Below are 23,121 nucleotides of genomic sequence, written 5' to 3'. Positions count from 1 at the left end.
AGAAGATACAAATGACAAAGTTTAATCAAAGTACCTACGACCAAGCTACCGCAAGTGTTTGCACCTTAACGGATAACGCTAATTATCAAAGCGACCCATTAAGTGTTTATCAATTGCTTTGCCACGATAAAAAAAATAATTTACTCCTAGAATCTGCAGAAATAGATCAAAAGCATTTATTAAAAAGTCTATTACTTGTTGATGCTGCATTAAAAATTGTTTGTAATGACAATGTTGTTACTTTTACCGCTTTAACACACAATGGCCAAACAGCATTACAATTTGCCGCGGCTCAATTGCAAAACCATGCAAAACTTACCTTGTGTGAAAAGAATCAAATATTAACCGCTACTTTTCCTGATACACCTACTGAGCTTGATGAACAATCTCGATTAATGGCAATAAACCCATTCGAAAGTTTGCGTTTATTTAATCGTATAGAGAATAGCGATAATCATCACTTTGCTATTTTTCTTGGGGGAGCATTCGCCTTTGATATGATCAGCATGAGCGAGACCTTACCCAAAGTTCCAGATGGCGAAAATACCTGCCCTGACTTCGTTTATTATTTGGCTGAAACGGTTGTTGTGATTGATCATGAAAAAAGAAGTACTGAAATCATCGCTAATCTATTTTCTTCATCAAGTGAAGAAAATAGTATGCAGGCTGATCCAACAGAATCAGCTGAACGTATTGCCCATATAAAGCAGCTATTATCAAAAAACATTACCACTGAATCGATTCTTCCTTTAATTGAAAGGAATGACTCGAATTTTAATGATGCGCAAGTTGTCTCTGTTGATATTAGTGACGAACAATTTTGTAAAAATGTTGAGACGTTAAAAGAAAACATTCGTGCCGGAGATATTTTCCAAGTGGTACCTTCTCGCACTTTTTCGTTACCTTGTTTAGATAGTATCGCGGCTTATCAAGCATTAAAGCTGAGTAACCCAAGCCCTTATATGTTCTACCTTAAAGATAGCGACTTTAGTATGTTTGGTGCTTCTCCTGAGTCGGCTATCAAATATCAACAAAACTCTCCTGAAGGAAAGCGACAAGTTGAAATTTATCCTATCGCCGGCACTCGTCCACGAGGGCTAAATGCTGATGGTAGTATCTCATTAGATTTAGATTCACGAATAGAGTTGGAGTTAAGGCAAGATAAAAAAGAATCTGCTGAGCATATTATGTTAGTTGATTTAGCACGTAATGATATTGCGCGTGTTTGTAAAGCTGGCACTCGTTATGTTGCCGATTTATTAAAAGTAGATCGTTATTCCCATGTAATGCACTTAGTATCACGTGTATGCGGTACTTTACTAGAAGAGCTTGATGCTTTACATGCTTATCAAGCGTGTATGAATATGGGAACCTTATCAGGTGCGCCGAAAGTAAAAGCAACCTCTCTAATTAGAGAAATTGAAGGCAAGCGTCGCGGTAGTTATGGTGGTGCTGTTGGCTACTTAACTGGCGAAGGTGAAATGGATACCTGTATTGTTATTCGATCAGCATTTGTCAAAAACAACATCGCTCATGTACAAGCAGGTGCAGGTGTTGTTTATGATTCTATCCCTCAAGCGGAAGCTGATGAAACTAAACAAAAAGCACAAGCGGTTATTAACGCGGTACTGACATCAAATGAATCACTCGCTCAAGGAGTGAACTAATGACTTTAGCTGAAAATAAAATGAAAACGAATAATAAAAACACAAAACTTTTTATGCTCGATAATTTAGACTCTTTTACTTATAACTTAGTCGATGAATTTCAATGCCTAGGTTTTGAGCCGACCGTTTACCGAAATACGTTAAGCAGTGATTTTATATTCAACAAGATGCTTGAACACACTAAAAAAACTGGCGAAAAAGTTATTTTAGTATTATCACCTGGACCAGGCGAACCTAAAAAAGCTGGCTGCTTAATGGCATTAATCAAGTTATGTGCGGGCAAAATTCCAATGATTGGTATTTGTTTAGGACATCAAGCATTAATTGAACATTATGGCGGCACCGTTGGGCGTGCAGAAGAAATAGTACACGGTAAGTCGTCACCTATTACTCACTGTGCTAGTGGCGCTTTTGCTAATATTCCTAATCCATTACCGGTTGCTCGTTATCATTCACTCGTTGGCATTAAAGTACCAGACTCTTTAACAGTCATTGCCGACTACAACAATATGCCGATGGCCATTAGCCAAGAAAAGGATGCAATATTAGCATATCAATTTCATCCAGAATCTATTTTAACAACTTTTGGCTCTACATTATTAGCGCAAAGTTTTGATTATTTACTTACCTTGAGTGAAAACCTAAGCACTAAAGCGCGAGGAGTATAACATGACGAATATATTAGCAACCTTAGTTGACGGGCAAGACCTTGATCAACAAACGATTAAAACGTTTTTTGAAGAAGTACTTAAAGGCGAAACTGACCCTATTGTACTCGCTAGTGTTCTTACTGCATTAAAGATGAAAGGCGAAACGCCCGAAGAGATTTCAGGTGCTGCTTTAGCGATAAAGAATGCTGCAACTGGCTTTCCACTTCAAGCCCACAACGTTGCTGATTGTGTCGGTACCGGTGGCGATGGTGCCAATACCATTAATATTTCAACTACCGCGGCTATTTTAGCAGCAACCTGTGGTTTAAAAGTGGCAAAGCATGGTAATCGTAGTGTTTCTAGCATGTCGGGCTCTGCCGATTTACTTGAAGCATTTGGCGTAAACCTAAATATGTCACCAGAAACAGCCAGCAACTGTTTAGATAAAGCAAATTTATGTTTTTTATATGCTCCCGCTTATCATACCGGTTTTAAACATGCTGCAAGTGTACGTAAAACCATGGGGGTACGAACACTGTTTAATATTTTAGGACCTCTAGCCAACCCTGCGAATCCTAATGTGATGTTACTTGGCGTTTATACTCCTGATTTATTATTACCTATGGCAGAAGCTTTACAATTAACAGGTGTTGAACGTGCCTTTGTTGTTTATGGCAGTGGTTTAGATGAAATAGCACTTCATGGTGAAACCAATGTGATTGAACTTAACGTAGGAAAATTAACCGAACGCACTATTTCACCACAAGATTTTGGTTTAAAAAATTACTCCCTTGAACAAATCAAAGGAGGTACGCCGCAAGAGAATGCTGACATTATTAAAACAATTTTATCCGGTAAAGGACAAGAAGCTCACAATGCTGCAGTCATTATTAATTGTGCTGCATTGCTTTATTTACATGCCAAAGCGGATACTTTGAAAGGTGCAGCTCAACTGGCAGGCGATATATTAAAAAGTGGCAAAGGCTTAGCAACACTAGAGCAACTTGTTGTACTTTCTAACGAGGAATGTAAATAATTATGGCTAATATATTAGAAAAAATAGTTGCTGATAAGCGTATTGAAATAGATGCCCTTAAAAAATCAAAACCATTATCAAGCTTTATTGATGAGCTAAAACCAACAACGAAAGACATGTATACTGCCTTAAGGCGTACTAAAGAGAAACCTGAAGCCGGTTTTATTTTAGAATGTAAAAAAGCGTCACCATCAAAAGGATTAATTCGACCTGATTTTGATGTAAAAAGTATTTGCCAAGTTTATGATAAATATGCAGCGGCAATATCCGTACTAACCGATGAAAAATATTTTCAAGGTAATTTTGAATACTTAAAACTAGTGACAGAAACTGTAAAATGTCCGGTACTCAATAAAGACTTTTTTATTGATACATACCAAGTACATTTAGCTCGTTACTACGGCGCAGATGCTATTTTATTAATGCTAAGTGTTCTATCAGATGAAGAATATCGAGCATTATCAGCAGTGGCTGAACAATATAATTTAGCTATATTGACAGAAATATCAACAGAAGATGAACGTGATCGTGCAATAAAGCTCAACGCTAAAATGATTGGTATTAACAACCGTAATCTACGTGATTTAAGTACCGACATTTCACGTACTTTTGATTTTGCGCCAACATTACCAGACGAAAGCATCATTATCTCAGAATCAGGGATCTACAATAACGCTCAAGTACGCGAATTAGCGCCTGCTGTTGATGGTTTTCTTGTCGGTAGCTCTTTAATGGCAATGGATAATAATGCCTATAACGATATAGACTTAGCATGTCGTAAATTGATTTTTGGCAATAATAAAGTTTGTGGTTTAACTACTCCAGAACATGCAATTGCAGCAGCACAATCAGGCGCTCGATTTGGCGGATTAATCTTTGCTGAAAAATCCCCTCGTAGTATAACCAAAGCACTAGCATTGAATATTATAAAGTCTCAACCACACTTAGACTACGTGGGTGTTTTTGTCAATCATCCCTCTTTAGAAGTCGCTAATTTAGCTAACGACTTAAAGTTAACTGCAGTTCAGTTACATGGTGATGAAGATCAAACTTATATTGATTCTCTTAAAAAGCAATTAGCTGAAAATAATAATGCTGAATGCTTAGTGTGGAAAGCACATTCTGTCACAGACGAAGTTCCTGAATTAGATGAAAGCATAGCTCACCATATACTCGATGGAAAATCTCCTGGCTCTGGTCAAGCTTTTGACTGGCAAACGTTATCTGATAGCAAACAAGATTTATCAACCAGCTTACTTGCCGGTGGATTAAATCCCGAGAATATTAATTTAGCACTAACGCAGTTAACCAATTTAGATTTATTTGGCTTAGACCTCAACTCAGGCGTTGAAGTTAGCCCAGGTATAAAATCTAGCGAAAAACTGAAGCAAGTTTTTACGCAAATAAGGAATTATTAAAATGACTAAAACAGTAAAAAATACAATCAAAGAAACACTACCGGCTTATTTTGGTGAATTTGGCGGCATGTTTGTCGGCGAATTACTTGTTCCCGCTTTAGAGCAATTAGAGCAAGCATTTATTGAATCGCAAACCGATGAAGCCTTTCTTACTGAGTTTAATAATCTACTCACTAAGTATGCAGGCCGTCCAACGCCACTAACCTGTTGTCGTAATATTGTTAAAAACCCATTAGCAAAGATTTACTTAAAACGTGAAGACTTATTACATGGTGGTGCTCATAAAACCAACCAAGTTTTAGGACAAGCCCTACTTGCTAAGCGTATGGGTAAAACAGAAGTTATTGCTGAAACTGGCGCCGGTCAGCATGGTGTTGCTACAGCTATTGCTTGCTCATTATTAGGCTTAAAATGTAAAGTTTATATGGGTGCTGTAGATTGTCAGCGTCAACAACCCAATGTATTTAGAATGAAATTAATGGGCGCTGAAGTCATTCCAGTTACCGCAGGATCTGGGACTTTAAAAGATGCTGTTAATGAGGCTTTGCGTGATTGGTCTGCCAATTATGAAAATGCACACTATTTATTAGGAACTGCCGCAGGCCCACACCCTTTTCCAACTATTGTGAGAGAGTTTCAAAAAATGATAGGTGAAGAAGCAAAAGCGCAATTCTTAGCTGAAGAAGGACGCTTACCTGATTATGTTATTGCGGCTGTCGGTGGTGGCTCTAATGCTATTGGCATGTTTAATGATTTCATTCAACATGAAGAAGTCAAACTAATTGGTGTTGAAGCTGGTGGTAAAGGTATAGATACAGACCAGCATGGTGCAACCTTGGTTGCTGGTACTAAGGGCATGTTACACGGTAATTATACCTATATCATGCAAGATAAGTATGGGCAAATTGAAGAATCTTATTCTATTTCTGCTGGGCTAGACTATCCTGCTGTAGGCCCACAACATGCATTTTTAAAAGAAACTGGTCGTGCACAATATGTTCCTATTAATGATGATGAAGCATTGAATGCTTTTCAAGCGTTAGCACAAAGTGAAGGTATTATTCCAGCACTTGAATCATCGCATGCGTTAGCACAAGCACTTAAAATGGCAGAGTCAGCAACCACAGAAACTATTTACTTAGTTAATTTATCAGGACGTGGAGACAAAGATCTTGCCCATGTTCATGCTGTTTTACACCCTAACGAGCAAACCAACGAAACGGCAAATGTTAAGCACAGAGGAGAAGCATAATGGCAGAGCAGAAACTACAGGCGGGCTATCGCTATCAACAAGCTTTTACTGATTTGTCAGCAAAACAAGAAAAAGCATTTATTCCTTTTGTGATGATTGGCGATCCAAATGCGGAACAATCACTTAACATTATTAAAGCATTAATCGATGCTGGTGCTGATGCGCTTGAACTAGGTATTCCTTTCTCAGATCCAAGTGCAGACGGTATTACTATTCAAATGGCGGCATTGCGTGCAATAAAGTCTGATATTAATACCGATATATGCATTGATATACTTGCTAAAGTTCGTGAATATGCACCTAATATCCCTATTGGTTTATTACTTTATGGTAATTTAATTTTTGCTCGTGGTATTGATACTTTTTATGCTGATATGGCAAAGGTAGGTGTTGATTCTGTTTTAATCGCTGATTTACCTATTCGTGAAAGCTTACCATTTAGAGAAGCGGCGTTAAAACACAATATTGCGCCAATATTTATTGCACCACCTAACGCTGATGATAGCACTTTACGCGACGTATCTTCTTATAGTAAAGGTTATACATATGTATTGAGCCGAGCAGGTGTAACAGGAGTAGATGTATTAGAAGAAAAAGTTCAAACAAGCTCGCCTGCACAAGCGTTAATCAATACATTAAATCAATATCAAGCTGCGCCACCAATCCTAGGTTTTGGTATATCTACACCGCAACAAGTTAAAGACGCATTAGCAGCGGGTGCAAGTGGTGCTATTAGCGGCTCTGCTGTAGTAAAAATAATTGAAAATAACTTAAACGATCATAAAAAAATGCTAGCGGAATTAACAACGTTCGTCATAGATATGAAAGGCGCAACTAAATAAGTCGACTCAATAAACTTAAGTAAACTCGGGAGAACAGCCTATCTATTATCGTGATTTTCAATGTTTTATCATTATTGAAAATCAAATTGAACTTTACAATAGATAGGTACTCTTACTTAATAGTTATGTTATCCCTTTAGTGTTTTATATTTTATGCGTCTATTTTTATAGATGCATTTTTTTTGCGCTTCATATCAACATTTAAACCAACCAACTGCCGAGCTAGCATCTTATTAACCGCTTAAGGTAGTTGATAGTCGAATCACTTTTATTTATAAAGCATCTAAAATAATCGATAGTTTGGGTAATAATTTTTCTTTTAAAGCAACTATAGCTTCGTCAGAATAAGGTGTTAGCGGTTGTTGACCCCAGATAGGTTTAGGCCAACTAACGTCTTTTTTATATCGTACAACATGATGAATATGTAACTGCTCGACTACATTACCCAGTGCAGCTACATTCATTTTATCCCCATCAAATACCTGAATAAGCAATTCACTTAACAAACTTGATTCATTAAGTAACTGCTGTTGCTGTTGCCAATCTAACTGATAAATGTCATTAATATCACTAACTTTAGGGACCAAAATAAACCAAGGGTAAGCACTATCATTACACAGAAGTAATTTGCATAACGGAAATTCAGCCAATTCAAAACAATCTTGAACTAATTGTGGGTGTAAACTAAAAGACTCTGATACAGGTATAACTTCTGTCATTATATATTCCTCAACGATAATTTGTTAAATATTGTCAGCTAGTGCAAACGTTACTATCTTTTATTTTTTCGGCCTCGACCCCGTGCTAATTTTTTCGCTTCACGAGCCGCAACTTTCTTTGCTTCTAGTTCAGCAAAGTGTGCATTTTCTTTTTCTATATTTTCTGGCATTTCAAAAGTAATTGCCCCTAAAGTTTTATCACGTATTTCATTAATTAAAATAACTGAAGCTTTATGCATATCAACATGACCACCACTACGAACGCAACCACGCCTGCGGCCAATTGCTTCAATTAAATCTTCTTCATGCACAGGCTGACTTGCTAGTTGATAACGTTCCATCAATCGCTCAGGATAACTTTCAAGTAAATATTCTGCTGCAAAATAAGCAATATCATCATGATCAAACGCTGTATCTTTAACAGCCCCAGATACTGCTAAGCGATAACCACTATTTTCATTAGCGATTTTGGGCCACAACATACCTGGTGTATCAAAAAGATATAATCCATCTTCTAAACGAATGCGTTGCTGACCTTTAGTAACGGCTGGCTCATTACCCACTTTCGCTTTTGCTTTACCTACCAGTGTATTGATTAATGTTGATTTTCCGACATTAGGAATCCCCATAATAACGGCATTGATTTGCTTGCCATCTTCATCTTTACTTGGCACTAATTTCTTTATTAATACAGGAATTGTTTTCGCTATCGCATTATTTTCTGTGGTTAATGCAATGGCTTTAACATTATGTTGTGATTCAAAATATTCTAGCCAAACTTTTGTTTTATCAGGATCCGCCAGATCACTTTTATTCAGTATTTTTATTAGCGGCTTATTACCCCTAATTTCAGTAATCATTGGATTTTCACTACTAAATGGCAAGCGGGCATCACACACTTCTATGACCACATCTATTTGCGGTAGAATTTCTTTAATTTCTTTTTGAGCTTTGTGCATATGGCCAGGAAACCAATTAATTGCCATGAAAAGTCCTAATTAAGTAACAAATATATAGTGTGAATTTTAGCAAGGTTTACCTTAGGTACAAAGGTTATTCGAAAACAATGAGAAAAACAGTCTAAAAAAGTTAAACTTTTTTATTTTATTGCCGATTAAACATACAAGTCATAAAAAATAACTAAGGTATATACTCAAGTTTAATAAACTATTTTCTTGTGTACGAAGTAAGTTCGATGAATTATATAAATGATTTAGCTTATGCTAGCCATATAGCACAAGCAAAAAAACTAGCGAAAGACAAAAGACAAAAAAAAAAATACAGTCAAATGGCTTTATTAGCAACTCCAAGTTCTGAAGATAACTCAACCTCAGAATCTGAAATTTCGCCTGAAGAATCACTTGTTATTGCAAAAGAGAATGACCGTCGTACTGGTCAGGACAGACGGAAAAATCAAGAAGAGCGTGGCCGCTATGTAGAGTCTCGTTTACAAAAAAACCGTCGTTACAAAAAAGAAGTTTCCCTGATAGTATAATTCTATCAAAGCATATAATTAGCCACCGTTTTAACAATTTTACTCTCTAAACATTAGCTAAATTGTATTTCTTACCTGTTTTTTTACTAGCTATACAATACGTTATTAATGATAATACTTAGTATTGTCATTAATAAAATAATTAATTTTTATGAGTAAAAAATTTTACGTGATCTGGAAAGGCGCCAAAACAGGTATATTTTCTACTTGGGTTGAAGTACAAAATTATACCCAAGGAAGATCTGATGCTCAGTTTATGGGCTTCCCTTCAAAAGCAGAAGCTGAAGCAGCTTTTGCATCAACTTATACTAAAGCATTAATGAAACGCTCTTTAGCCAACAAAGGTGCTGCTAGTAATAAGGTAAAAGCAACAAGTGGTGCTACAAGTAAGAAGTCACCTACGAGTAATAATAATATTTCAGCTCATGGTTTATCTAACTCAACAGCTGAAATACAAATATACTGTGATGGTGCTTGTTCACCAAACCCAGGAAAATCAGGCACTGGTATCGCAATTTATCAACAAGGTAAAATAGCCGCACTCTATTATGGTTTGTTTCAAGCCAATGGTACAAATAATACAGCTGAATTAAATGGTTTACTTTATTCGTTCAAACTCGCTAAAAAATATTTAACCAGTGTTAAGCAAGTTCAAATTCTTTCTGATTCTAAATACTCAATTGATTGCATTACCAAGTGGGCTAAAGGCTGGCAAGTTAAAGGCTGGACACGTGGCAAAGGAGAAGAAATTAAAAATCTTGAACTAATCAAAGAATGCTTTACTTTGTATCAAGAGATTAAACAGCACATCATTATTACCCATGTTAAAGGACATGCCAATATTGAAGGTAATGAGTTATCTGATCGAATGGCGGTATTAGCTAGGTTACAAAAACAAGAAACACTTGTTAAATACCAAGGTGAACTTGATATAAAAACTATTTTAGCGATGGAATCTGGCTAATAATGTCAATTATTTTATTCGTTATCACCCTTATTGTTATTTCAGCTATTTTACTAACCAAAAGGTTTAATTTACCTAGAAATATCAGTTTGCTTTTTATCGCACAGCCGCTAGTAACTTGTTCTGCACCTATTATTGTTTTTATTGGTGGTTTATTAGCAAGTGAATTAACGACTAACGCTTCATTGGCTACACTACCTATTAGTTTAATGATATTAGGTGTGGCTGCAGGATCAATTCCTGCGGCAATGATTGCTAAAGTAAAAGGACGCAAGTTTGCTGTATTTACAGGGTTTAGCTGCCTTTTAATTGCAGTATTACTGGCTATTTTAGCAACCAAATTAGCATTATTTGAAGTGTTTTCTCTGGCAAGCTTCTTATTTGGTATTGGTGGCTCTTTCACACAACAGCTAAGATTTGCCGCGATAGAAAGTAGTAATAATGAAGAAGATATCCCCAAAGTTTTATCCATTTTAATGTTAAGTGGTGTGTTTGCTGCTTTTTTAGGGCCTGAAATAGCCGTAACAGCTAAAGATTGGTTTAGCTCACCTCATGGTTATGTTGGTTCATTTTTTTTACTCGGTTTATTCATTTGCTTAGCTACTCTTATTATGTTCTTTTTCGAAGAGCCTGAAATAAAAGAAACATCAAAATCCGGAGAAACAAGAGCGTTATCTGTTATTGCTAAGCAGCCTATTTTTCTTGTTGCCATCAGTACCGCGACAATAGCTTATGCACTAATGAGTTATTTAATGACTGCAACACCATTAAGTATGCATCACATGCAAGGTCATAGCTTAAATGAAACTAAATGGGTAATTCAAAGCCATATTGCTGCTATGTATCTTCCTTCCTTGTTCGCTCCTTGGTTAGTCAAAAAAATAACATTAAAAGGCTTATTAATGACAGGCACGACTATTTATCTTCTTGTCGCTCTCATTGCCTTTTCAGGCCAAAAAGTAATACATTATTGGTGGGCATTAATTTTATTAGGTATTGGATGGAATTTTCTGTTTTTAACCGGTACTTCTTTATTACCGCAAAGCTATAACGCTTGTGAACGCCATAAAGTACAAGCAACAAATGATTTTGTTTTGTTTGGCTTTCAGGCATTTGCCTCATTAATGGCTGGCTGGGTATTATTTGTTGGTGGTTGGAATTATGTGGTACTAACAAGTCTCCCTTTAATTGCCGTATTATTTATAATAAACATTATTTATTTTCGACATAAAATTTAACTTAATTAGGAGTATCTTATGAGTGGAACAACAATGCTTGTTGTCATTGTGTGTGTGGTGAGTGGCGTATTATACAAAATGTATAATAGATATTTAGAATTTAAATCAAAAACGCTAAATCAAAATAAAGCTTATGGGGAAGAAAATGATCAATTAGCAATACAAGTTAGTAAATTAACTGAACGCGTACAAGTACTTGAAAAAATTGTAACAGATGAAGGCTATCAAGTTCAAAAAGATATCAAGAATTTATAACGGTTTATCTTATGCAATTAATCATGAAAACTGAATTTGATAACCTTAGAACGAATGACCTGCATAGTTATGACAGTGATTCCAATGGTAACAAACAAGTTGTGAAAATTTATTGTGGTGAGCAACTGATTGCTAAAAAACTAACACAAAAAAAATCGGTTCGGTATTTTGGTATTAACGACTATAAAAAATACTTAACACCAGAGTCATAAAAACTAAAGTGTTAAGTATTGTTAATTAATAAGCGTTACTTTTTCAACATTGATTTTAAATCAGCAAATGGATTATAAGTAGCGGTATCTTGATTAGTATCCCCTGCTTTTACTTCAGTTTGATAGTTAGCATGTTCTGTGTATTTGGCATGCTCATTATCATGACAATAAATGCACAATAACTCCCAGTTACTTCCATCATTAGGATTATTTGTATGATCATGATCCATATGATGTACAGTTAACTCCTTTATGTTGGAGTAGACAAATTCACGCGCACAACGCCCACATACCCATGGATACAACTTTAAAGCACGATCACGATACCCTTGTTCTTTTTGCTTATAATTGGCACTTGTGCCAAATCTATCTGAAGACATAATAACACTGGAAATAAGTAAATAATAACGTCATTGTATTGCTAAGTTAACACCTTATCAATGACTCTTTCGTGGGTGATTAATTGCTGATAGCTAATTAGCCAATCACGCCATAACTATAATTAAATCTTTTCAGAATTCTGTAACTGCTCTAGCGTTTTACCATGAGGGACAGGCTTACGAGTTTCAGGATCAACTTGTACAAAAACAATATCATCTGCCAAGCAAATTGTTTTTTTCGTTGCTTTATTACGTACTAAACATGTAATGGTTATTGAAGTAGTCCCTACTTTTTTAGTTTCTAAACCGAACTCAACAACATCACCTTGTCTTGCTGCTGAATCAAAACTAATAGCACCAATATGCTTAGTCACTAAGCAGTTGGTTTCTAGTCGACACATTGAATAAATGGCCGCTTCTTCATCTATCCATTCAAGGGCACGACCACCAAATAAGGAATTGGCATAATTCAAATCATTAGGCATTACTAAACGACGAGAGAAAAACTTCATAAACAACCTTTATAGGTTAAAATTAAAAATGTGAATTTTCATTATAACGGCTATTAATAAGCAGCTCTAGTTAATTATTATAATATAAATTCATATACTTATATTATAATAAAAGTTTCTGTTAGCTTAGTTAAAATATAACTCGCTTTTATTTATTATTAAATATTATGAAAAAAATATACTTTTAAATTTATCTGCCATATCAACAAATTTTTCTTTCATTGTTCTTCTTACTTTTATATCGATTCCACTAAAAATACAAATCCCTTCAATAATAATTGTTGGTACAACAACATTGGGATTTACTTGAGTAGATGTTTGATAGTCAACACCACCAAAAATACAGAAGGCTTTAGAAACAACATTAACATTTTCAGGTATATAAATATCACTGCCACTAAATAGGCTAAATATTTTTATATGAAGTTCATTTTGTGTAAATTTCGCATCAGTTAAGTCTATATCACAACCACTAAAAATGCTTAGCGCACGAATTTCTTTTGGTACAGTCCAAACGCCGCCGCGTTTATTACCGCTAAACACGTTAATCATATACTCAACATCTTCTGTTTCACCAGAAACAACATTGGGCGCTAAGCCTTGCTTTTTATTTTCAACAAAAGCTTTATCAACGGTTAAAGGTAAATCTTCTGTCAGTTCGATCAGTGCTTGATTACATTGTAGTTCCATAGCTTGATCTAAACGTCGCTCGAAAGCTTCATACGATAATTCACCATGACTATAATTCATAATTAATTGATCAATAACTTCACTGCGCACTGTTTCTGTAGGTCGATCTTCTAAAATAACTGACATGTTAGTTCCCTTTGTTATTATTTGATGATTAAAACATCTATATTGCTTTAACAAGCAAGTGCCAGGCCAATAAAATATCACTTAGAATACAATAAGATAAAAATAAGTAGGATAACTATAACGTAAATTAAACGAGATATTAGTAAAATACACCAGAAGTTAGTAAGTTTATGTAGTAATACGATTTTGGATAGAGTACTGTTATAAATAAAGGCGACCGGACACCATATTATGTTAGATGTTATGCACTTATGAAGTAACGGGAAATAGAGTCTCTATTCTATTCAATCCACACCGCCATCCTGAACTTGATTCGGAATATATACCAGCAGAAGTCATAAAACTTAAATTATAAATCACGAATCTTCACAGCAGGGTTTCCAGCATAAAAACTATTCGCTTCAATATTTTTAGTTACGACACTACCCGCGCCAACCGTACTGTTGTCGCCAATATTTACACCTGCCAGTACAATCACGCCACCACCTAGCCAAACATTATTGCCAATAAAAATATCGTCAACATAGTTATGTTTAGCTAGTCGCTCATTAGGATCAATATCATGCGAAACAGCCAATAGTTGTACTTTTGGTCCTATAAGGCAATCAGCACCAATATTTATTTTGCTATTAGTTTCTTTTGAACCATCAACAATAGTGCAATGCGAATTAATAAAGGTTCTATCGCCAATACTAACAGTATCGCCATAATCCATATGAAAGCCATATTCAATAAATACATCATCGCCACATGAGGAAAATAAGGTTTTTAACCGTTTTAAGTTACCTTTACTTGGGCTACGCGTAAATTGACGGCACAGCTCATGAACAGATTTTCGGTGGTTTATTAATACAGGTGTAATACTATCAAAACATCTTTTCATATTTATATAAAATCAACTAGTCACAATCAATGAAGTACTGCTTTAATCGGTAATGCTTTGCATATTTCAGCCTCGACAATTAATAGCTCTTCTAAACGCTGATCGACTTCTGCTTTATCAAAGTATTCATATGCTAACTCAACAAACAGGTTTTTGTGCTTTTCTTCAGATTTAGCAATGGCGTCATATAGATCTTTATCTTTGCCTTCAGGTAAAGCTTGTGCAACTAGCCAAAATTTTTCATAGCCTCGTGCTTCAATTACTGCTGCGACTAATAATCGATCCATTAAAAAGTAACTTGTACCATTACGAAAATGTTGTCTGATTTGATTAATATAAGGATCTTTTTTATCTTGTCCCAAGGTGACATTTCGAGCAACAAGTAACTTTAGAACTTGTTTAAAGTGTATTAATTCTTCAATCGCCAAATCCGTCATTGCTCTAACCAATTTTGCTTTATCTGGGTAATGCGACAACATTGCCATTGCCATGCCTGATGCCTTTTTTTCAGCTGCAGCATGGTCTTGTAAGAAACTAGGGAAATCCGCCATAACAGCATCAATCCACTCTTGCGTGGTGTTATACTTTAATTCAAACATAAATAGTATTTCGAGAAGGTTAAATAATTAGAAAGGATTTTACAGATCAAACCCCGATTAATAAAGGATCTTATCAATACGCCCTTTATTGGTTGATTCTATTTTTAATGCATTATTAATATCTTGCCAAGCTCTAACTTTGCCGCCGATATTAATTTTTTCAAAACCAGTGCTTCTCCCCTTTTCAGGTGGAATGTTAAGAAAAGTCAACAGTTGTTGGTAGCTCGTTTCATCGCTAACATCTATCGTTAAAAGATCATCAGATCTATTTTGAAAATAATCGAATACCCCTTGCTGATGATTTTGATAACATTGAAAAAGAAAATCATCTTGCTCTATATTATCAGCTGTCAACGGCGCAAAAGTTTCATTGTAACAACGTTTTAAATATGGATTAAAACCACCATCAATCCGTTGTAAATTAACAATCATACGCTGCAATAACTGTTTTATTGAAGGTATCCAATTATCTTTGTTTCGCGTTAAATAAATAAACTTACTGTTTGGAAAATGCTTATCCAGTTTTTGGTAGTCACAAAATACAGGGGTATCGGCAATCACTTCAGCGTCACTAAAAGCGTTTGCAGTATAAGCATTATGTGCTGTTTTGAAACCTAGACCTAACATGGCTAAACATACACTCGTCGTCGCAGTTCTTGGTAAGCCGATTATAAATATCTTATTAATGGTCACTTTCTTACTCTAAATAAATAAAAATAATTATACCATTGACTAGGATCAATAAATATTAAGTCATACTTATATCTAATAGCTTACATTGATGTAAAGTGCTTTAATAAGGTAACCTCTTAATATTGCAGTATAAGAATTAAAATAGGAATTTGTATGGCAGGCCAATATGAAGAACGTGACAATATAAATTGGGAAGATTATTTAAAGTCAGGAAACCGAATTTTTATCGGCTCAGGAGCTGCGGTACCTAACGCCTTAATTGACAATTTAATCGCTAATTCAAATAAATTACATGACATTGAAACAGTACACATTTTAACTTTATCTGAAAACGTTTGGGCAAAACCTGAACATAAAGATCTTTTTAAAGTGAACAGTTTGTTTATCGGGGGAAAGAATATCCGAGAAGCGATTGCTGAAGGACGTGGCGATTACACGCCTTGTTTCATTTCTGATATTCCACGTTTATTTAATGAAAACAGTTTACCTCTTGATGCTGCATTAATTATGGTTAGCCCACCAGATGAATATGGTTATTGCTCTTTAGGTGTCAGCGTCGATGTAGTGTCAGCGGCAGTTAAAGCTGCAAAATATGTGATTGCACAAATCAACCCACATATGCCTCGTACTAATGGCCATAGTTTTGTTCATTTAAATCAAATTCATGCGTGGATAAATCAAGAACAAAAATTACCTGAAGTTATTCCTCCTGCACTCGACCGACGCACTGAGCAAATAGGTCAATACGCTGCCATGCTAGTCGAAAATGGAGCCACTTTACAAATAGGCATAGGTAAAATTCCTGAAGCCGTTTTACGCTACTTAGCTAACCATAAAGATCTAGGAATTCATAGTGAAATGCTATCTGACGGTATTATTGACTTAATGCTAAAAGGCGTGATAAATAATCGCAAAAAAACATACCATAAAGGAAAGGCAGTGGTCACCTATTGCGTAGGTAGCCAAAAAGTATATGATTTTGTTGACGGGAATCCCCACATTGAATTTTATCCTTCAGAACACGTTAACTCTCCCGTTAAAATTGCCAAAAATGACAACATGGTGTCCATCAATAGCGCAATTGAAGTTGATTTGACAGGGCAAGTGGTTTCAGACTCTATTGGTTATCAATTTTACAGTGGCATAGGTGGACAAGTCGATTTCGTGCGAGGTGCATCATTAAGTAAAGGTGGTAAACCTATTATCGCTCTACCTTCTACTACCAAAGATGGCAAAATATCACGTATTGTAGCGCATATTACCGAAGGCGGTGGCGTAGTGACTTCACGTGGTCATGTCTCATATGTTGTCACTGAATTTGGTATTGCCTCATTACAAGGTAAAAGCATTCGAGAACGTGCATTAGAGCTTATTCGTATTGCTCATCCTAAGTTTAGAGAACAATTATTAGCTGATGTCCGTAAACATTATTGGGTACCTGAATATCAAGAAAGCTCACCTAGTTCAGTGCCTGAGCTCGGGGATGTTGAGCTAAAGAAATTCAACTTTGCTAATATTGATTACATTTTACGCCCACTCTCCCCATCAGACGAACGTAAACTGCAAGAGTTCTTTTATTCACACAATAAAGAAACCTTAATCATGCGTTACAATCATCATATAACTCAAATGACACGAGAAAAATCATGTAATTTGGTTAGCGTGAATCAACACGTAGATTTAGCCTTATGCTTTACCCGCAAAGATTATTTAGGCGAAGCAATACAAGCAGTAGCTCGGTATTATTATATTGAAAGTATTAATTCTGGTGAAGTCGCTTTTGTTATTAAAGAAAGTTTACGTGGTCGAGGTATGGCCAGTACTTTATTAGGTCAAATGATCGAGATTGCCAAAATTAGAAAGCTCGACAGTTTAGTTGCCTGTGTGCGTAGAGATAATGCCTCTATGTTAAAAGTTTTTGAAAGAGCAGGATTTGTTCGTCAACCTAGTGACGACTTTGATGAAATCAGCTTAAAACTTCCATTAAGCGAAGAAAAAGATTTAATTGCTCAATAATCAACAATTAAATAGATAGACGCTATAAATAAACATCATAGAAAATATACAATAATAACAATATTGAATTAATAAAGAACAAGCATCAAAAATTAAAGAGAAATGTATGACTATTGGAATAATTGGCCACTACCGATGTGGAGACCACCATAATTTAGGAAAAGATCATCCTGAAAATGGCAAACGTTTAACCGCCATTTCAGATCAACTAATACGAAGTGGACTTGATTATGTTGTACGACAATTTGATGCTAAGCCTATTGATAAGTCATTACTCTCTTTAGCACACACGCAAAAATACATTGATTTTGTTTTCAATAATGCACCCACTTCTGAAAATGAAAATTTTGTTATTGGTGAAGATTCTGTAATGGATTCAAAAACGTTAACCTCTATTATGCTATCTGCTGGTGCTGTAATTGATGGTGTAGATTTAGTAATGGACAATACGTTAAATAGTGCTTTCTGTACTACTCGACCGCCAGGACATCATGCTGAACACGATAAAGGAATGGGATTTTGCTTTTTTAATAATATTGCTATTGCCGCAGCCTACGCAAAAAAAACATATAAGTTAAAACGAATCGCTATTGTCGATTTTGACGTACACCACGGTAATGGAACAGAAGATATTGTTAGAAATTATTTCCCTACCGTTGATGATACATCAGAAGGCGCATATTTATTTTGCTCTAGTTACCAATATCCTTTCTACCCCTTTGATATTAACGAAAGTGATACACCGCCTATAATAAATACTCCTTTAGCTGCAACAACTAAAAGCGAAGGATTCCGCAAGACTATAACTGAACACTGGCTACCGGCTTTAAACAAGTTTAAGCCTGAAATTATCTTTATTTCTGCAGGTTTTGATGCTCATATTGAAGACGAAATGTCACAAATTTGCCTAACAGAAAGTGACTACCGTTGGATAACTGATGAACTCAAGGTAATTGCTCAAGATCATGCTAAAGGACGTATAGTATCTGTATTAGAAGGTGGTTATAGTTTAAGCTCTTTGGGCAGAAGTGTTGTAGCCCACATTAATGGTTTAATCGGTAATTAGCTTAGTTCAGCTAAGCCTATAACTGCGTCGTACTTAGTTTGAATTAAATACATTAACTGATATATCGAGCTGTTAAATTATATAAATGGTTGAAGTCGCCCCTTTAAAAACGCCTTACGAAGGAATTAATTATTCTCACTGTAAGGGCGAATTAATTCGCCTAATAATGGGACATAACATAATACCAATGTTATTGGCGTGTATTGTGGTCAGGCGACTGAAGTCGCCCCTACAAAACGTCCTACTAAGGAGTCGAATATTATCACCGTAGGGGCGAATTAATTCGCCTAATATTGAGATATAACATAATGAAGAGTTATTGACGTATATTGTGAACAGTCGACGGAAGTAGCCTCTATAAAACGTCCTACTAAGGAGTCGAATATTATCACCGTAGGGGCGAATTTATTCGCCTAATAATGAGATGTATCATAATGAAGAGTTATTGACGTGTATTGTGGTCAGGCGACTGAAGTCGCCCCTACAAAATGTTCGACGACGGAGTTGAATATTATCACCGTAGGGGCGAATTTATTCGCCTAATAATGAGATATAACATAATGAAGAGTTATGGCGTGTATTGTGCACAGTCGACGGAAGTAGCCTCTATAAAACGTCCTACGAAGGAGTCGTATATTATCACCGTAGGGGCGAATTTATTCGCCTAATATTGAGATATAACATAATGAAGAGTTATTGACGTGTATTGTGAACAGTCGACGGAAGTAGCCTCTATAAAACGTCCTACGAAGGAGTCGTATATTATCACCGTAGGGGCGAATTAATTCGCCTAATAATGGGACATAACATAATACCAATGTTATTGGCGTGTATTGTGATCAGGCGACTGAAGTCGCCCCTACAAAATGTTCGACGACGGAGTCGAATATTATCACCGTAGGGACGAATTTATTCGCCTAATAATGAGATGTATCATAATGAAGAGTTATTGACGTGTATTGTGGTCAGGCGACTGAAGTCGCCCCTACAAAATGTTCGACGACGGAGTTGAATATTATCACCGTAGGGGCGAATTTATTCTCCTAATATTGAGATATAACATAATGAAGAGTTATTGGCGTGTATTGTGCACAGTCGACGGAAGTAGCCTCTATAAAACGTCCTACGAAGGAGTCGTATATTATCACCGTAGGGGCGAATTTATTCGCCTAATAATGAGATGTATCATAATGAAGAGTTATTGGCGTGTATTGTGAACAGGCGGCTATAAATATATTATAAAATCGAAAATCTATTAAAAAGTTAACACTTTATTACTAAAGACTAGTATTCATTATCGTCGCTTTATTCAAATATCTGTTGATACCATTTGTCCATAGATTCAAATAATTCTATCGTCGCCTTTCTACTCGGCTCAAGGAACTCATCACTAGACTTTTCTAAGCGATTTAACATATCACTACTACTATCTTTTACATTATTCCAAGCCTCATTCGCAAAGTTCGCAGAATCTTGTTTTCCTTGTTCTAAGCAGGCTTGCATATCAAACTCTTCTTGAGTATCAAATAGAATATTGGCATCTTCATTTAATACCTGTTTATCATCACAATATTGACTTATCTCTAAATAAGTTAACGTACCAATAACAGCAACGGTGCCAATGGTTGCAGCAGAAGCAGCCGTTATCGCTACTTTTTTTCCTGACCGCTTAATAAAACGCTTTGACACATTAGCATTTTTTACTTTGTGTCTGGTTTGCATCTTTTGCATAATTTTTTTGGAATGGGTTAAACTTGCTAAGCTTTCAATAGGCACAGCCGCATAGCCAAATAATGAAAAAAGACTAGTAAAAAAGAATTTAACCGCGATAAAAGCAAAAAAAGAGATAACAAAAATAGTAGAAAATACAGATTTCATAACCTTGGCCCTACACTGATTATTTAATAGCTTAAGTAATACTAACATTAACTTAGCTTTTAAAATAATTGTACAAGAAAAGTTATAATTAATTTAAAGATCTTTCATTAAAAATATTGATTGTTGTAACTAAGACTTAAATCTACATAAATTTTTATGGCCATTATCTTACTTATGTAGACTCACAGCCTGCTCGATTAAGTAAAACACCTTTTTTTACCCAAGTGTTATTTTTAGCCATCACTTCTAGCCTAGCCCAGTTTTGAAACTCTTTTATACTACAATTTTTAGAAACTGAAGGCGTATTTCCTACGACAGTTTTATAGGTTACTTTTTTGTCATCTATGTCACGTACTTCACGTACAGACCAATTTTTACCTAATGCACCGTTACTATAATAACAATTTTTATTTACCGGTATTTTGCTCTTATTTATATTTTGAGCTGCATTATCTAATGCTAAATCAAAAATCAATGCCAGCTCTTCTGAACTAACATCAATATATGAATCTAAATGAATTAAAGCTGCACTGAAGTCTTCATGACTTAAGTTATTGGATTTATTTTCAGAGTGGAGACTGTGAAAATATAAATATGCTGGATATCGACGCCAATAAAATAAATTATTAAAAATGACGCCACTAATTAAAATAACAACAAGATTAAAAGATAATACTTCAAAAATAAGAGCAAAGTTAAAACTATGTTCTTGCCCTGACAATATGATAAATAAGGCGGTTGCCGCACCAGGAGGATGAATACTACGTGACAAATACATAATAACAATAGCACCACCAACAGCCAGTGAACTAGCCAGAATAACATCAGGAATATAAAGTAGTGCCAAATACCCCACTACAGCAGAAAAAATATGACCACACACAATATTCCAAGGCTGTGATAAAGCACTGTGTGGGGTAACAAAAATTAGAACTGCTGTTGCTCCTAAAGAAGTAAATAGGATATGACTATGCGGATCGGTTAATGCCGAACTTGTGATGATATAACTACAATATATCCCTATGATACTACCAATACTAGAAATTATTTTTTCATAAAATGAGGTATTAGATGTTTCAATTCCTATCATTTTAATAATATGAGTAAATACCTTAAATTTTTTAATTTCCACCTAAGCCTTACTCCCACGGCTAGATGCTAAGACTAAAACATAAGAGAACTTAAACGCTAATCCAGTTAAGATAAGTGTGAAATGCCAAAACATAGTCCAACCCAGTGAAAGTTCAATTAATGAAACAAACAAAATATAAACAGCTACTAGCACAACTAGAAATGTTAATACCATGCTAAAAACACCTAATTTATACATTTAATTAACTCTCAAAACTAAAATCTGTGTAAAGGATAATAAAAGTTAAAACTTATGTATAATGAATAATAACCATACTTAACTTCAATTATTTTTATACATGGACATAATACTTGCTAAAACATTTTTAGAAATAATGAGCACGGGTACATTTGTTGAAGCTGCTCGTCGATTACATATAACTCAAACCGCCGTAACCACTAGAATAAAAAACTTGGAAAGCCAGCTAGACTGTAAATTATTTATAAGGAATCGTTCAGGCGCGCAATTAACAAGAGAAGGAGAAGTATTTTCAACATATGCTTTAACACTTGTACAAACATGGCAAAAAGCGCAGGATCAACTGAAGCTACCTATGAATTTAACAGAATCAATTCATATTGGAGCAGATATCAGTTTATGGAATCCAATCATGATCGAGTGGTTAGAAGAGATTACAGCTACTCTACCAAATATAAACGTGCATATCGAAGTAGATAAAACGGCAGGGTTGATCAAAAAATTAAAAGAAAATAAACTGGATGCTATAGTAGTTCATCTACCGAATTACTTTTCAGGATTGGTTGTTGAACAAATAGTCGAAGAAAAGCTTATACATGTTCGTTCAACCATCACCCCCTCCCCTTATTTATTTATCGATTGGGGGGACGACTTTAAAAACCAATTAGATTCAGTATTACCCTTATCACGTCAGGCTACTCTCAGTTTTAATCTAGGACCAATGGCATTAAAATATATATTGAAAAATGGTGGTAATGGATACTTTAGAACTCGCGTAGTGGAACCTCATTTACAATCAGGAAAACTTGAAAGAGTACTAAACTCACCAGAATTTTCTTATCCAATTTATGTAATCTATCAAGAAGATAATATGAAAGAAACTTTACCTAATGTGATTACCTGCCTCAATCAAAGTTTTAACAATAATAACTCATGGTTAATTTAATATATAAAAATCAAATTTTACGCCTGACAGTAAAAAGGCCTTCCCTTATATAATAAAGAGTAAAGCTTAACCATGTTCTTTACCCACCTGGGCTTAACTAGCATAAGCCACACTACCTTGGGAGTGATATTGATGTATATATGTACTTGTTCTGTGTTTATTTATTAAAACCCAGAAAGCAAAAAACCCGTAGCATCAGCTACGGGCTTCTCTAAATAGAAGTTTAGCAATGTCCTACTCTCACATGGGAACTC

Annotated in this window: 24 protein-coding genes; 14 read left to right on the top strand and 10 right to left on the bottom strand. The window is 35.3% G+C overall.

The features are described from left to right. Positions 1-11: 11 nt before the first annotated feature. From Q4503_RS13515 to trpA, 6 genes are read left to right on the top strand one after another with little or no spacing between them, the layout of a single operon-like run. Positions 12-1,667 (top strand): anthranilate synthase component 1, encoded by a 1,656-nt coding sequence (locus Q4503_RS13515; RefSeq protein ID WP_215972095.1) that lies wholly within the window; start codon positions 12-14, stop codon positions 1,665-1,667. Continuing rightward, the gene (locus Q4503_RS13510) at positions 1,667-2,335 is read left to right on the top strand and encodes an aminodeoxychorismate/anthranilate synthase component II (RefSeq protein ID WP_303602589.1); all 669 of its coding nucleotides are present in this window, start codon (positions 1,667-1,669) and stop codon (positions 2,333-2,335) included. The genes Q4503_RS13515 and Q4503_RS13510 overlap by 1 nt, the downstream gene beginning before the upstream one ends. 1 nt (position 2,336) lies before the next feature. Next, positions 2,337-3,353 carry an anthranilate phosphoribosyltransferase gene (trpD, locus tag Q4503_RS13505; RefSeq protein ID WP_303602588.1) on the top strand — a complete coding sequence of 339 codons (1,017 nt, stop codon included), beginning with the start codon at positions 2,337-2,339 and terminating at the stop codon, positions 3,351-3,353. Positions 3,354-3,355: 2 nt separating this feature from the next. After that, positions 3,356-4,771 (top strand): bifunctional indole-3-glycerol-phosphate synthase TrpC/phosphoribosylanthranilate isomerase TrpF, encoded by a 1,416-nt coding sequence (gene trpCF, locus Q4503_RS13500; protein ID WP_215972093.1) that lies wholly within the window; start codon positions 3,356-3,358, stop codon positions 4,769-4,771. 1 nt (position 4,772) lies between these two features. Next, positions 4,773-6,023 (top strand): tryptophan synthase subunit beta, encoded by a 1,251-nt coding sequence (gene trpB / locus Q4503_RS13495; protein WP_215972092.1) that lies wholly within the window; start codon positions 4,773-4,775, stop codon positions 6,021-6,023. Next, positions 6,023-6,865, top strand: coding sequence for a tryptophan synthase subunit alpha (gene trpA, locus Q4503_RS13490; RefSeq protein ID WP_303602587.1), 843 nt, complete (start codon positions 6,023-6,025; stop codon positions 6,863-6,865). Before trpB ends, trpA begins: the two co-directional genes overlap by 1 nt. Positions 6,866-7,137: 272 nt before the next feature. Here the strand turns inward: trpA and Q4503_RS13485 are convergent, their stop codons facing one another. Together Q4503_RS13485 and ylqF are read right to left on the bottom strand one after the other, a co-directional pair. Then, the gene (locus Q4503_RS13485) at positions 7,138-7,584 is read right to left on the bottom strand and encodes an HIT domain-containing protein (RefSeq protein ID WP_303602586.1); all 447 of its coding nucleotides are present in this window, start codon (positions 7,582-7,584) and stop codon (positions 7,138-7,140) included. Between the two features lie 53 nt (positions 7,585-7,637). Next, positions 7,638-8,570, bottom strand: a complete 933-nt coding sequence (gene ylqF, locus Q4503_RS13480) for a ribosome biogenesis GTPase YlqF (RefSeq protein WP_215972089.1) — start codon at positions 8,568-8,570, stop codon at positions 7,638-7,640. Positions 8,571-8,779: 209 nt separating this feature from the next. Between ylqF and Q4503_RS13475 the strand changes: the two genes are divergently transcribed. The 5 genes from Q4503_RS13475 (at position 8,780) to Q4503_RS13455 (ending at position 11,748) form a co-directional block, all read left to right on the top strand. Beyond that, on the top strand, positions 8,780-9,079 hold the full coding sequence (locus tag Q4503_RS13475) for a hypothetical protein (RefSeq protein ID WP_303602585.1): 300 nt from the start codon (positions 8,780-8,782) through the stop codon (positions 9,077-9,079). A 151-nt stretch (positions 9,080-9,230) separates the two neighbouring features. Beyond that, positions 9,231-10,043 carry a ribonuclease H family protein gene (locus Q4503_RS13470; protein WP_303602584.1) on the top strand — a complete coding sequence of 271 codons (813 nt, stop codon included), beginning with the start codon at positions 9,231-9,233 and terminating at the stop codon, positions 10,041-10,043. A gap of 2 nt (positions 10,044-10,045) precedes the next feature. Then, positions 10,046-11,281 (top strand): MFS transporter, encoded by a 1,236-nt coding sequence (locus Q4503_RS13465; protein ID WP_303602583.1) that lies wholly within the window; start codon positions 10,046-10,048, stop codon positions 11,279-11,281. 18 nt (positions 11,282-11,299) lie between these two features. After that, complete coding sequence (locus tag Q4503_RS13460) at positions 11,300-11,536, top strand: hypothetical protein (protein ID WP_215972085.1); 237 nt, start codon at positions 11,300-11,302, stop codon at positions 11,534-11,536. 23 nt (positions 11,537-11,559) lie between these two features. Beyond that, positions 11,560-11,748: a hypothetical protein gene (locus Q4503_RS13455; protein WP_252727383.1), complete on the top strand. Its 189-nt coding sequence runs from the start codon at positions 11,560-11,562 to the stop codon at positions 11,746-11,748. A 35-nt stretch (positions 11,749-11,783) separates the two neighbouring features. On the opposite strand, the gene Q4503_RS13450 is transcribed toward Q4503_RS13455, so the two are convergent. The 6 genes from Q4503_RS13450 to Q4503_RS13425 form a co-directional block, all read right to left on the bottom strand. Continuing rightward, positions 11,784-12,128 carry a YajD family HNH nuclease gene (locus tag Q4503_RS13450; RefSeq protein WP_215972083.1) on the bottom strand — a complete coding sequence of 115 codons (345 nt, stop codon included), beginning with the start codon at positions 12,126-12,128 and terminating at the stop codon, positions 11,784-11,786. A 122-nt stretch (positions 12,129-12,250) separates the two neighbouring features. Next, positions 12,251-12,640, bottom strand: a complete 390-nt coding sequence (locus tag Q4503_RS13445) for an acyl-CoA thioesterase (protein WP_303602582.1) — start codon at positions 12,638-12,640, stop codon at positions 12,251-12,253. A 165-nt stretch (positions 12,641-12,805) separates the two neighbouring features. Beyond that, a complete protein-coding gene (locus Q4503_RS13440) occupies positions 12,806-13,456 on the bottom strand; it encodes a LiaF domain-containing protein (protein WP_303602581.1) in 651 nt (216 codons plus the stop codon). A 349-nt stretch (positions 13,457-13,805) separates the two neighbouring features. Further along, entirely contained in the window at positions 13,806-14,339 is a 534-nt protein-coding gene (locus tag Q4503_RS13435) for a sugar O-acetyltransferase (RefSeq protein WP_303602580.1), read from the bottom strand. A gap of 26 nt (positions 14,340-14,365) precedes the next feature. Further along, complete coding sequence (locus Q4503_RS13430) at positions 14,366-14,938, bottom strand: tRNA-(ms[2]io[6]A)-hydroxylase (RefSeq protein WP_215972079.1); 573 nt, start codon at positions 14,936-14,938, stop codon at positions 14,366-14,368. A gap of 57 nt (positions 14,939-14,995) precedes the next feature. After that, positions 14,996-15,631: a sulfotransferase gene (locus Q4503_RS13425; protein ID WP_303602579.1), complete on the bottom strand. Its 636-nt coding sequence runs from the start codon at positions 15,629-15,631 to the stop codon at positions 14,996-14,998. Positions 15,632-15,784: 153 nt separating this feature from the next. Between Q4503_RS13425 and Q4503_RS13420 the strand changes: the two genes are divergently transcribed. Beyond that, positions 15,785-17,647, top strand: a complete 1,863-nt coding sequence (locus Q4503_RS13420; RefSeq protein WP_215972078.1) for a GNAT family N-acetyltransferase — start codon at positions 15,785-15,787, stop codon at positions 17,645-17,647. Between the two features lie 106 nt (positions 17,648-17,753). Then, positions 17,754-18,713, top strand: a complete 960-nt coding sequence (locus Q4503_RS13415; RefSeq protein WP_215972077.1) for a histone deacetylase family protein — start codon at positions 17,754-17,756, stop codon at positions 18,711-18,713. 1,305 nt (positions 18,714-20,018) lie between these two features. On the opposite strand, the gene Q4503_RS13410 is transcribed toward Q4503_RS13415, so the two are convergent. Further along, positions 20,019-20,591 (bottom strand): hypothetical protein, encoded by a 573-nt coding sequence (locus Q4503_RS13410; protein WP_303602578.1) that lies wholly within the window; start codon positions 20,589-20,591, stop codon positions 20,019-20,021. A 172-nt stretch (positions 20,592-20,763) separates the two neighbouring features. Continuing rightward, positions 20,764-21,723, bottom strand: coding sequence for an HPP family protein (locus Q4503_RS13405; RefSeq protein ID WP_303602577.1), 960 nt, complete (start codon positions 21,721-21,723; stop codon positions 20,764-20,766). A 298-nt stretch (positions 21,724-22,021) separates the two neighbouring features. Between Q4503_RS13405 and Q4503_RS13400 the strand changes: the two genes are divergently transcribed. Beyond that, on the top strand, positions 22,022-22,867 hold the full coding sequence (locus Q4503_RS13400) for a LysR family transcriptional regulator (RefSeq protein WP_215972907.1): 846 nt from the start codon (positions 22,022-22,024) through the stop codon (positions 22,865-22,867). Positions 22,868-23,121: the final 254 nt, after the last annotated feature.

The organism is Colwellia sp. 6_MG-2023 (assembly GCF_030547765.1).
Classification (GTDB): Bacteria; Pseudomonadota; Gammaproteobacteria; order Enterobacterales; family Alteromonadaceae; genus Colwellia.
The sequence above is the reverse complement of the archived record's forward strand: the minus strand, read 5'-3'. Positions and strand labels throughout refer to the sequence as shown.